General features: G+C 62.3%; 9 protein-coding genes and 2 pseudogenes. 4 read left to right on the plus strand and 7 right to left on the minus strand.

Annotated features, from left to right (window positions below; translation table 11 throughout):
* Nucleotides 1–108 precede the first annotated feature (108 nt).
* Complete coding sequence (locus CAK78_RS04400) at nt 109–1,149, plus strand: IS481-like element ISAs19 family transposase (protein ID WP_094696492.1); 1,041 nt, start codon at nt 109–111, stop codon at nt 1,147–1,149.
* 50 nt (nt 1,150–1,199) lie between these two features.
* Here CAK78_RS04400 and CAK78_RS04405 read toward each other — a convergent pair.
* From CAK78_RS04405 to CAK78_RS04415, 3 genes and pseudogenes are all read right to left on the minus strand, one after another.
* Nucleotides 1,200–1,832, minus strand: a pseudogene (locus CAK78_RS04405) (TenA family transcriptional regulator); the annotation flags it as partial.
* Nucleotides 1,829–3,295, minus strand: coding sequence for an AMP-dependent synthetase/ligase (locus CAK78_RS04410; RefSeq protein WP_094696493.1), 1,467 nt, complete (start codon nt 3,293–3,295; stop codon nt 1,829–1,831). The pseudogene CAK78_RS04405 and the gene CAK78_RS04410, both read right to left, overlap by 4 nt.
* A complete protein-coding gene (locus tag CAK78_RS04415; protein WP_094696494.1) occupies nt 3,292–3,936 on the minus strand; it encodes a thermostable hemolysin in 645 nt (214 codons plus the stop codon). The genes CAK78_RS04410 and CAK78_RS04415 overlap by 4 nt, the downstream gene beginning before the upstream one ends.
* Nucleotides 3,937–4,153: 217 nt before the next feature.
* Between CAK78_RS04415 and CAK78_RS04420 the strand changes: the two genes are divergently transcribed.
* The 3 genes and pseudogenes from CAK78_RS04420 (at nt 4,154) to CAK78_RS04430 (ending at nt 6,921) form a co-directional block, all read left to right on the plus strand.
* Nucleotides 4,154–4,792, plus strand: coding sequence for a class I SAM-dependent methyltransferase (locus tag CAK78_RS04420; protein ID WP_094696495.1), 639 nt, complete (start codon nt 4,154–4,156; stop codon nt 4,790–4,792).
* Nucleotides 4,793–4,866: 74 nt separating this feature from the next.
* Nucleotides 4,867–6,088 (plus strand): annotated as a pseudogene (locus CAK78_RS04425) (winged helix-turn-helix domain-containing protein).
* A 56-nt stretch (nt 6,089–6,144) separates the two neighbouring features.
* A complete protein-coding gene (locus CAK78_RS04430; RefSeq protein ID WP_094696496.1) occupies nt 6,145–6,921 on the plus strand; it encodes a substrate-binding periplasmic protein in 777 nt (258 codons plus the stop codon).
* 138 nt (nt 6,922–7,059) lie between these two features.
* On the opposite strand, the gene frdD is transcribed toward CAK78_RS04430, so the two are convergent.
* The 4 genes from frdD to frdA form a co-directional block, all read right to left on the minus strand.
* Nucleotides 7,060–7,416 (minus strand): fumarate reductase subunit FrdD, encoded by a 357-nt coding sequence (frdD, locus tag CAK78_RS04435; protein ID WP_005298330.1) that lies wholly within the window; start codon nt 7,414–7,416, stop codon nt 7,060–7,062.
* 112 nt (nt 7,417–7,528) lie between these two features.
* Complete coding sequence (locus tag CAK78_RS04440; RefSeq protein WP_005298336.1) at nt 7,529–7,927, minus strand: fumarate reductase subunit C; 399 nt, start codon at nt 7,925–7,927, stop codon at nt 7,529–7,531.
* A 16-nt stretch (nt 7,928–7,943) separates the two neighbouring features.
* Nucleotides 7,944–8,678 carry a succinate dehydrogenase/fumarate reductase iron-sulfur subunit gene (locus CAK78_RS04445; protein WP_005298338.1) on the minus strand — a complete coding sequence of 245 codons (735 nt, stop codon included), beginning with the start codon at nt 8,676–8,678 and terminating at the stop codon, nt 7,944–7,946.
* Nucleotides 8,671–10,455 carry a fumarate reductase (quinol) flavoprotein subunit gene (frdA, locus tag CAK78_RS04450; protein ID WP_019839564.1) on the minus strand — a complete coding sequence of 595 codons (1,785 nt, stop codon included), beginning with the start codon at nt 10,453–10,455 and terminating at the stop codon, nt 8,671–8,673. The genes CAK78_RS04445 and frdA overlap by 8 nt, the downstream gene beginning before the upstream one ends.
* Nucleotides 10,456–10,670 lie beyond the last annotated feature (215 nt).

The raw sequence follows: 10,670 nt of genomic DNA on the forward strand, positions 1-10,670 counted from the left end.
TGTATGGAGATGGTATTCACCTGACAGTTGCCCACAAAAGGGAGTGGTCATACGGCTTCAAACCGGATAACAAAACGGTACCCCTACCGTGTTATCTGGAGTCACCGTATGACCACCAACGAGAAAGTAGCACGTCGCAAACTCAGCCTGCTAGAGCTCGCCAAAGAGCTCAATAACGTCAGCAAAGCCTGCAAGCTCATCGGCTACAGCCGTCAGCAGTTCTACGAAATCCGGCGCAACTACCAGACCTATGGGGCCGAGGGCTTGCTCGACAAACTGCCGGGCTGTAAAGGGGCGCATCCCAACCGAGTTGCTCCCGAGATTGAGCAGGCCATCCTCGATTACTCCCTCACCAGACCTACCCATGGTCCGCTACGGGTGGCGCAGGAGCTTGCCTTGCAGGGTATCAACGTCAGTGCCGGCGGTGTGCGTGGCGTGTGGCAACGTCACGACTTGCTCTCCAAACATGACCGCTTGTTGCGCCTCGAGAAAACCCACCGGGAGCAGAGCATTGAGCTCAATGACGAGCAAATTCGCCTGCTCGAGCGCTTCAGCCCCGAGTTCCGAGAACGCCAGATAGAGGTCCACTACACCGGGGAACTGGTGGCGGTCGACACCTTCTTCGTGGGGGCGCTCAAGGGGGTTGGCAAGGTGTATCTGCAAACCGTGCTGGACTGCTACAGCCGCCACGCCTGGGGACGGCTCTACACCAGCAAGCTGCCGGTGACCTCGGTTCATGTGCTCAATGAAGCGGTGCTGCCGTTCTTCGAAGCCCATGAGGCACGGGTCTATACCATCCTGTCGGATAACGGACGCGAGTTCTGCGGACGTCCTGACCATCACCCCTACGAGCTGTTCCTGCAACTGGAGGGCATTGAGCACAGAACCACCAAGGTGCGCAGGCCGCAGAGCAACGGTTTTATCGAACGGCTGCATCGCACACTGCTGGATGAACACTTCCGTATCAAGGGGAGGACGACCTGGTATGAATCGGTAGAGCAGATGCAGACAGACCTGGATAGCTACCTGGAGCACTACAACACCCAGCGGCCACATCAGGGCAGGATGATGGAGGGACAGACGCCTTACAGCATGTTCAAGAAGGGTCTGAAATTGATACCGAAGGAAGTGCGCACTAAAGTAGCGTAAACAAGACACCGGTTTGAGGCCGGTGTCTGGTGATAACTAGATCTGTACAGATAGAGCATGTCGGCGTAGAGGCGGTAGACCACCCTGGCCGAGTGAATGATGGCCGCCTGATCGGCCGGGCTCTCCACCCGGTTCATCAGGGATTCGAAGAACTTGAGGTGCTCCTGATCCAGCGCGCCGTGGGAGCTCAGGTAGCTCATGGCCTGGGGCGGAAGACCGAGGCCCGCCTTGAGCTGGTCGGCCACGGTCAGGGCGATGGCGACGCTGGTGCCTTCCAGTACCTGGACCATGCCGAAGAAGCCCATGGGGTTGCCGCGCTGTACCTGATCGTAGAGAAAGGCCACCATCAGTTCGATGGGCAGCTCGGGCTGGCCGTGGCGCACCGCCTCGGCATCGCCGCCGCAGGCGCGGATGTCGCTCAGGATCCACTCCTGATGGCCGTACTCCTCGTCGATGTACTCCTTGATGGCGCCATGCACCCACTCATACTCCTGCCCCAGCTTGCCGCCGGTGGCCATCAAGAGCGGCACCGTGTGGCGCACGTGATAGTAAGCCTGGGCGAGGAAGCGCAGGTAGATATCGCGGGAGATCTCCCCCTTGCGGCACGCCTCTATGATGGGGGCGTTGAACAGATGCTCCCGGGCCGGAGCGGTGGCTTGTTGCAGCACTTGATAGAAGCTCATGAACTCTCTCCTGTAAGGCATTGGCTGATCTGCCGGGAAAAGTGGTGATAAATCCGTTCGCGACGGGGGCGACCGTTGGCGGTCAGCAGCTCCGGATGCTGATCCAGCGCCACCGGCAGCCAGTGATGGATGCGGGCATAGTCGGGCAGACGATGGTTGAGCTGCTCGATCTGCTGGGCCAGCAGGGCGTCGGCGCCGGGCAGTGGCTGGATCAGGGCGACGTTGACCGGCTGGCCGTCACCGAAGATCACGATGCGGGCGATGGCCGGACAGAGCTGGGCTTCCGCCTCGACCCACTCGGGGGAGAAGTTGCGGCCAAAGGCGGTGATCTGGACGTTCTTCTTGCGCCCGGTGATGTGCAGGTAACCCTCCGCATCCAGATGACCCAGATCGCCGGTGGCGACCCGTTCTGGCGTCGGCTCGTCGCTGCCCAGATAGCCGAGCATGGCGGCTCCCTTCACCAGGATCTCGCCGTCGGCGGCGATCGATACCCGGCAGTGGGGCAGTGGTTGGCCGACGCTGCCCAGGCTGTGGCAATCGGGGCCGTTGAGTGCCACCACGGAGCCGCACTCCGACAGCCCGTACCCCTCGTAGACCGGCAGCCCCAGCTTGCGGGCCCGGCTGATGAGCTCGGGCGAGACCTTGCCGCCCCCCACCGCGACGAAGCGCAGGGCGGCCAGCTGTTCGGCCAGCGCCGGGTTGGCGCTGCACAGGGCCAGCAACAGGCGTAGCAGCTCGGGCACCAGCACCAGGCTGTGGGTGGGCCAGCGTAGCAGGGCCTGGGCCAGGGTGGCCGGCTCCAGCTTGCTGGAGCCGGCAAAGCCGAGCTCAGCGAGCGAAGGGATGCGGCTGCAGGCACCGGTGAGCAGCGGCACGTAGAGGCCGGTCAGGTTTTCCAGCAGGGTGGTGAGCGGCAGCAGGGTCAGGTGCTTCTCAACCTTGGCCGGGGCAACCCGCTCGGCCAGCGAGGCGCAGACCGTCATCATCTGAGCCAGCGACAGGCAGACACCCTTGGGCTGGCCAGTGGTGCCGGAGGTATAGGTGATCTTGGCGGTGCCGGCCGGCAGGGGCGGCAACCGGGCTGGCGTGCGGCGCCACAGCGGTAGCTCGCCAACCACCAGTTGCAGCGGATCGCTGGCCTGCCAGCCCGGATGGTGAGGGCCGATCAGGGCGTCGGCGCCGCTGCTCTCCAGCAGCCACTCCTGCTGCTCCAGGCTGAAGAAGTGGGGGATCGGGATGACGACGATACCGGCCATGGCGCAGGCGAGATCGATGAGAGCCCAGGGCAGGCCGTTGTCCAGCTGCAGCGCCAGCCGGCCGATCCCGGCCATCTGCAGGCGGTCGGCCAGCGGCGGCAGTTGCTGCCACAGCGCCTCGTAGCTGAGGCTGTGCTGGCTGTTGGCGAGAGCCGGGCTATGGGGCGTCTGGCGGGCGAAGTAGGCGATTTGGTCAAACAGCATCATAAGGCGCTCCGGTGCGGGCAGTTGAACAGGGAGGGCATGGGCGCCAGCAGGGAGAGCAGCAGGCTGCCCCGGGCCAGCGCCTGCCGTCCGAGGCCGAGGTCACCGACCATCACCTTGGGCTGGCAGCGGTAATAGGCACCCCAGGCGCTGGCATCGTCACCCACCTTGTCGGCCCGGGCGGGGGCCAGCTCCACCGGAGTGAGGTGGAGGCGATGAAAGCTGTTGCGAAGCTTGGCGGTGCCGGTGAACACCACGTAGTCGAGGTCGTTGTCGCACAGCAGGCGGCAGAGCGCCGCAAACATCAGGCGGGCGTTGCCGGGTTCGCTGCAGGCGAGGTTGCCCACCTCGACGATGCGATCCCGCCGGGCGGGGGCTCCGAGCCGGGTTTCGATGGCGGCCTCGATCGGCTGATCCAGATACTGCTCCAGATAGAGGCGATCGCTGCCAGCCAGCTTGAGACCGCAGGCGCCGACCAGCAGGCCGTCGGCCCGGTAGAGGCCGAGCAGGCAGGGCAGAAAATGGGGAATGCGGGCGTTGAACTCCTGGCTGTAGGCCGCCTGGATGTAGCCCTGCAGTGCCATGACCTGTTGCGGGGTATCGGCCAGCGCCAGCCGATAGGGGGCTTGAATGTCTGTGGTCATGGATGGCTCCTTCTTGTCGATTGTCATCAGACTAAAGGGGCAAACTTAAGAAACCCTTAAGAGGTAAAAAATCTGTTTCACACAGAGGCAACTGCTTGAAAAGAGAGGTAAAGCTGTGACCCGATTGCGAGGCAGCCGGACAAAAGCCTTGTCAGCCGCCAGGCGGGCAGGCAAGCTGCGGCCACGTTTGACCGCCCCGCTTTCGAGAGGAGATGCCATGACCCCCTTACCCTGCCCGCTCTGCTGCACCGCCGATGCCTATGAGCTGCCGGTGGCCGGCAAGCTGTATCATCGCTGCCGGACCTGCGAGCTGGTCTGGCTGGATGCGGCCGAACACCTGGATCCCGCGCGCGAGAAGGCGGTCTATGATGGCCACGACAACCAGGTGGATGACCCCCGCTATCGCGGCTTTTTGATGCGGGCCTTCGGCGAGGTGCTGCGCCGCCTCTCCCCGCCGGCCAGCGGCCTCGATTTTGGTTGCGGCCCGGGCCCGGCGCTCATCGCCATGGGCCGCGAGGCGGGTTACCAGATGGCGGGCTACGACAAGTTCTATGCCGATGAGCCCGAGCTGCTGACGCGGCAGTATGACTTCATCACCAGCACCGAGGTGATCGAGCACATCGCCACCCCGCGCGCCGTGCTGGAGACGCTGTGGGGCTGCCTCAAGCCCGGCGGCCTGCTGGTGCTGCAGACCCAGCGGGTACTGGGGGACGATCGCTTCAAGACCTGGCGCTATCGCCATGATCCCACCCACATCGTCTTCTTTGCCGAAGCCTCGTTTCGTGCCCTGGCGGCCCGTTGGCAGGCGCAGGTCGAGTTTCCCCACGCGGATGTGGCAGTGTTCACCAAACCCTGAGCTGGGCGTTTTCATTTGGCCATGAGTTGGGCATGCTGGTGGCCCGATACCCAGGAACGGATGCCCCTATTTCCATGTCGATCGCCCACCTCTCATTGCAAGACGCCCGCCACCTTCAACTGGCGGCCCAAGGGCTGCTGACGCCGCGCCGCGGCAAGGCGAAACCGGCCGATCTGCTGGCCACCATCCGCCGCATGGCGCTGCTGCAGATAGACACCATCTCGGTGGTGGCCCGCAGCCCTTACCTGGTGCTGTTCAGCCGGCTGGGGCAGTACGATCCGCGCTGGCTCGAGCAGTTGCTGGCCGAGGGCGAGATCTTCGAATATTGGGCCCACGAGGCCTGCTTCGTGCCGCGGGAAGATTATCGCCTGCTGCGTCACCGCATGCTGGATCCCGCCGCCATGGGCTGGAAGTTTTCGGCCAACTGGCTCGCCACCCACCAGCAGGAGATTGGCGAGATCATCGAGCGCATTCGCCAGCACGGCCCGGTGCGGGCGGCCGATTTTGAACGCCAGGGGGGGCAAGGGCAACGGCTGGTGGGACTGGAAGCCGGAGAAGCGCCATCTGGAGGTGCTGTTCACCGCAGGCCAGCTGATGGTGCGCGAGCGGCGCAACTTCCAGCGGGTTTACGATCTGGCCGAGCGGGTGATGCCCGAGTGGCGCGACGAGCGGGATCTGCCGAGCCCGGAACAGGCGCAAAGGGACATGGTGCGAGCCAGTTGCCGGGCGCTGGGGCTGGTCAAGACCGGCTGGGTGGCCGACTACTATCGGTTGCGGCGCGGCAAATACGACGCCCTGCTCCACCAGCTGGCGGATGAGGGAGAGTTGCTGCCAGTGCGGGTGGAGGGGTGGCAGCACGGCGCCTTCGTGCACGCCTCGCTGGCAGACGAGCTGGCCCAGGCCCAGTCCGGCACCCTCAAGGCCACCCATACCACGGCGCTGTCACCGTTTGACCCGCTGGTGTGGGATCGCAAGCGGGCCAGCGAGCTGTTCCAGTTCGACTATCGCATCGAGTGCTACACTCCGGCCCCCAAGCGCCAGTACGGCTACTTCGTGCTGCCGCTGCTGCATCGCGGCAAGCTGGTGGGCAGGATGGATGCCAAGGCCCATCGCCAGCAGGGGATCTTCGAGATAAAGAGCCTCTATCTGGAGGCGGGGGTCAGGGTGACCCGGACCCTGGCGCAGGATCTGGCCAAGGCACTGCAGCGGCTGGCCGACTGGCACCAGACCCCGACCTTGCGCTACGGTGCCATCCCTGCGCCCCTGCTGGCCCTGTGGCAGGAGGTGGCGCTATAACGGGGAGCGTCACACCCGCCTGCACTAAGCTGCAAGGGAGAGGAAGGAGGGAGACGATGACGCGAGCCATGTTGTTGCTGCTGGGATGGGGCCTGACCGGGCTGGTGGAGGCGGCCCAGCCCGAGGTGCAGATCTGCCTGGGGGAGGGCAACGAGTGGGCCCCCTTCACCTACTGGGAGCGCAAGGATGGCGTGCCCGATACCCGCCGTCTCACCGGTTCGGCCACAACCCAGGTGCTGGAGGCCCTTAAACGGCTCGGCTTGTCCTACAAGATCCGCTATCTGCCCTGGGCACGGGTGCAGCAGGAGCTGGCCGACTATCGCCAGAACCACTTGTGCGAGCTGACCTGGGATGCCAGCTACAAGCCGGAGCGGGCAGAATATGCCTTCTACAGCGTACCGCTCTACTATACCCACCTCGGATTTTTCTACCTCAAGCGGCGCTTCCCCGAGGCGCCCGATCTGCAGACGGTCAATCGCTCCCGGGTGTGCGGGGTGCTCGGCTACAACTATGCCCCCTACGGGCTGGCGCAGGAGCCGCGCCGGCTCAAGCAGCTGCAGCAGGCGCTGGACATGCTGGGGCGCGATCGCTGTGACTTCTTGCCCAGCGAGATTGAACCCCTGATGAGCGGCATCGGCCTTGGCATCTACCAGAGCGAGAGCGGGCTGCTCCACCTCGCCCTGCCCAGTCGCAAGGGCTTCTATCTGCTGGTGAGCAAGGGCTCGCCGCGCTCCTATGAGCTGGTGACCCGCCTCAACCAGTTGCTGATCGAGTTTCAGGACAGCGGTTACAGCGACGAGGTGATGCGCCGCTTCTTACCGCCGATGGAGTGAGCACTATCCACAAGTCGGGCATCAGACCCCGCTTTTTTATGGCCGGATGGTTTGTCCCGTCAAGTGGGCGGACGTGCTTTCGGACGGGCAATAAAAAACCGGGCACTTGGCCCGGTTTGTCATGCAGTCTGGATGGGTTTACTGGAACACCAGCACCATCAGCAGACCCAGGGTGATGGCGGACACCAGGAAGGCGAAGCCATAGAACACATAGTGGTGCAGCTTGGTGGTGTGGATCCCCAAGTCATGCAGGCCGTGGTAGATGCGGTGCATGCCGTGCCAGATGGGCAGGGCGATGATGGCCAGCAGGATGCAGGCACCCCACCAGGAGCTGGCGAATTCCAGCACGCGCTCGTAGCTCATGGTCTCCACGTCCATGATACCCATGGGCACCAGCAGACCTGTGATGAGGACAATGACCGGCAGCAGCATGGCAACGACCATGCCACCCGCACCAAACAGACCCCAATATATAGGCTCGTCAGAACGTCTCATATTTTTTCCTCAAATAATGATTGAGTGATCGTGGCCAACGTTTCTGAATGAGAGCCCGGTACCAAACAGACACCAATAACCAGGCTCGTCAGAACGTCTCATTGTTTTCTCCTCAGGCCACGATGATCAGGACAAGCAGGGATACCACCGCCAGCGCCACATACTGGGCGATGACGATCGGCTTCTCCGGCACCAGGTCTTCGCCACGGAAGATGCGCATGGCTTTCGGGGCCAGGGCGAACCAGGTCTTGGCGTGAAACAGGCAGGCTGCCAGGGCGATGACATGGAACAGGATGGCGATCGGGCTCTGCAGGGATTCCAGCCAGCCGTTGAACGCCTCCTGACCCTGTACCAGCCGCAGCAGACCCCACATCAGCACGACGGCGTAGATGGAGACGAAGATGCTGGTGCCTTCGCGGATCATGTAACCGGTGTAGAAGGCATTCTTCAGCCACCAGTCTTTCTTCATTTCGCGGACGTAAGGCTTACGTTTGCTATTGGTGTTGTTCATGGTCTCATTCCTGCTCTCAATCTGGCTTGAACATGGCGATCATGTAGTCCTTGGCGCTCTCGACCTTGCCAAGCTGGATGGCCGCCGCCGGATCCACGCCTTTCGGGCACACTTCGGAGCAGTAGCCCACGAAGGTGCAACCCCAGACGCCCTCGTCCTGGCTGATGATCTTCATCCGCTCTTTGGACGCGCTGTCGCGGTTGTCGGCGTTGTAGCGATAGGCCAGCGCCAGGGCCGCCGGACCGGTGAACTTCTTGTTGATGCCATATTGCGGGCAGGCCGCGTAGCACAGACCGCAGTTGATGCACATGGAGAACTGGTGATACTTCGCCATGTCAGCCGGGGTCTGGGTGTACTCGCCATCGCACAGGTTGCGCGGCTCAGACGGGATGATGTACGGCTTGATGCTCTCCAGTTTCTCGATGAAGTCGGACATGTCGACTACCAGATCGCGCTCGATCGGGAAGTTGTTGAGCGGCTCGATAGTCATCTTGCCCGGCAGGTAGTCGCGCAGGAAGGTCTTGCAACCGAGTTTCGGAATGCCGTTGACCATCATGCCGCAGGAGCCGCAGATCGCCATCCGGCAGGACCAGCGAAAGCTCAAGGTAGAGTCCAGATGATCCTTGATGTATTGCAGCGCATCCAGCAGGGACATCTCTTTGAGGTAGGGCACCTGGAAGGTCTGCATCCAGGGCTCGTTATCCTGCTCGGGACGGTAGCGCAGGATTTCAATTTCGATCATCTCAGCCATTCTTCTTAGCCTCGTCTTGTTTCTCACCCTCGGAACCGTACACGCGCTTGGCCGGTTGGGATTTAGTGATCTTCACATCGGAATAGTCGATGGTCGGGGCCCCTTCGCCGTTGTAGAAGGAGAGAGTGTGCTTGAGGAAGTTGACGTCATCGCGCTCCTCGTAACCGTCCAGACGCTGGTGGGAACCGCGGGACTCTTTCCGGTTGATGGCGGAGTGCGCCATGGCTTCGGCCACGTCCAGCATGTAGCCCAGTTCGATGGCGTACAGCAGATCGGTGTTGAAGACGGAGGACTTGTCGTTGATCTTGATCTTCTTGTAACGGGCTTTCAGCTCGTTGATCTTGTCGATGGTGCCCTGCATCAGCTCTTCGGTACGGTAGATACCAACACCGGCTTCCATGGACATGCCCAGCTCGTTGCGGATATCGGCCGGGTTTTCGGTGCCGTCGATATCGAGCAGGGAGAGGTGCTGCTTGATCAGCGCTTCGGCCTTGGCGGCCAGCGCCTGGGTGTTGCCGTGAGACTGGGTCTTGGCAAATTCACCGGCGTGCTCACCGGCCACCTTGCCGAACACCACGATCTCGGACAAGGAGTTGGAACCCAGACGGTTGGCGCCGTGCAGACCGACGGAGGCACACTCGCCCAGAGCATAGAGGCCCGGCAGACGGGTGGCGCACTGACCGTTGGTCTCAATGCCGCCCATGGTGTAGTGGGCAGTCGGACGTACCGGGATCGGCTCTTTCACCGGATCCACACCCACGTAGGCCTTGGCCAGTTCGCAGATGAAGGGCAGACGCTCTTTCAGGTACTTCTCGCCGAGGTGGCGCAGGTCGAGGTGAACCACGTCGCCCATCGGGCCCTGGATCACGCGGCCTTTCTGCTGCTCCTGCCAGAAGGCCTGGGAGAGGCGGTCACGGGGACCCAGCTCCATGTGCTTGTTCTTCGGCTGGCCGACCGGGGTTTCCGGGCCCAAGCCATAGTCTTGCAGGTAGCGGTAGCCATCCTTGTTGAGCAGGATGCCGCCCTCACCACGACAACCTTCGGTCATCAGGATGCCGGTGCCCGGCAGGCCGGTCGGGTGATACTGGACGAACTCCATGTCGCGCAGCGGTACGCCGTGGCGGTAGGCCAGCGCCATGCCGTCACCGGTGACGATGCCGCCGTTGGTGTTGTAGCGATAGACACGGCCGGCGCCACCGGTGGCCAGAATGACGGATTTGGCCTGGATGAAGCGGGTGATGCCGTTCTGGATGTCAAAGGTCAGTACGCCCTGGACGCGGCCATCTTCCACGATGAGATCCATGCAGAAGTGCTCGTCGAAGCGCTTGATGCTCGGGTACTTGATGGAGGTCTGGAACAGGGTGTGCAGAATGTGGAAACCGGATTTGTCTGCCGCGAACCAGGTGCGGGGGATCTTCATCCCGCCGAAACGGCGCACGTTGGCCTTGCCGTCCGGCTTGCGGCTCCAGGGGCAACCCCAGTGCTCCAGCTGGATCATCTCGTTGGTAGCGTTGTTGACGAAGTAGTCGACCACGTCCTGCTCACACAACCAGTCGCCACCGGAGACGGTGTCGTTGAAGTGGTTTTCGAGGGAGTCATCATCACGGACGACACCGGCGGCGCCGCCCTCTGCGGCCACTGTGTGGCTGCGCATCGGGTAGACCTTGGAGATCAGGGCGATCTCCAGCTCCGGGTGAGCTTCCGCTATGGCGATTGCGGCACGCAGGCCACCACCACCAGCACCGATGATGGCGACATCGGTCTTGATAATATCCACATCTGCCTCCTTAGGGATAGATTTGCTGGGCACGATTTTGCTCTATGAAAAAAATTCAGGCTTGATGCAAGTCAAACTGGTCTGTTTTAGTGCTTGGCAATGGTGATCTTTATCAAAATCACCCCATTCCTTGGATGAAAACGCCGTAATTATCGCCATCCTGCAGTTATCGGTATCAGCCGCTGTCATTACTATGGTTATTTTAAGCTCAGGAT

Source organism: Aeromonas sp. A35_P, from assembly GCF_002259925.1.
Classification (GTDB): domain Bacteria; phylum Pseudomonadota; class Gammaproteobacteria; order Enterobacterales; family Aeromonadaceae; genus Aeromonas; species Aeromonas dhakensis.

Bases quoted from the DNA above. Each gene is read 5' to 3' on its own strand.
- CAK78_RS04410 (WP_094696493.1), bottom strand. From the start codon at position 3,295: ATGATGCTGTTTGACCAAATCGCCTACTTCGCCCGCCAGACGCCCCAT.
- CAK78_RS04415 (WP_094696494.1), bottom strand. From the start codon at position 3,936: ATGACCACAGACATTCAAGCCCCCTATCGGCTGGCGCTGGCCGATACC.
- CAK78_RS04430 (WP_094696496.1), top strand. From the start codon at position 6,145: ATGACGCGAGCCATGTTGTTGCTGCTGGGATGGGGCCTGACCGGGCTG.
- frdD (WP_005298330.1), bottom strand. From the start codon at position 7,416: ATGAGACGTTCTGACGAGCCTATATATTGGGGTCTGTTTGGTGCGGGT.
- CAK78_RS04400 (WP_094696492.1), top strand. From the start codon at position 109: ATGACCACCAACGAGAAAGTAGCACGTCGCAAACTCAGCCTGCTAGAG.
- CAK78_RS04440 (WP_005298336.1), bottom strand. From the start codon at position 7,927: ATGAACAACACCAATAGCAAACGTAAGCCTTACGTCCGCGAAATGAAG.
- CAK78_RS04420 (WP_094696495.1), top strand. From the start codon at position 4,154: ATGACCCCCTTACCCTGCCCGCTCTGCTGCACCGCCGATGCCTATGAG.
- CAK78_RS04445 (WP_005298338.1), bottom strand. From the start codon at position 8,678: ATGGCTGAGATGATCGAAATTGAAATCCTGCGCTACCGTCCCGAGCAG.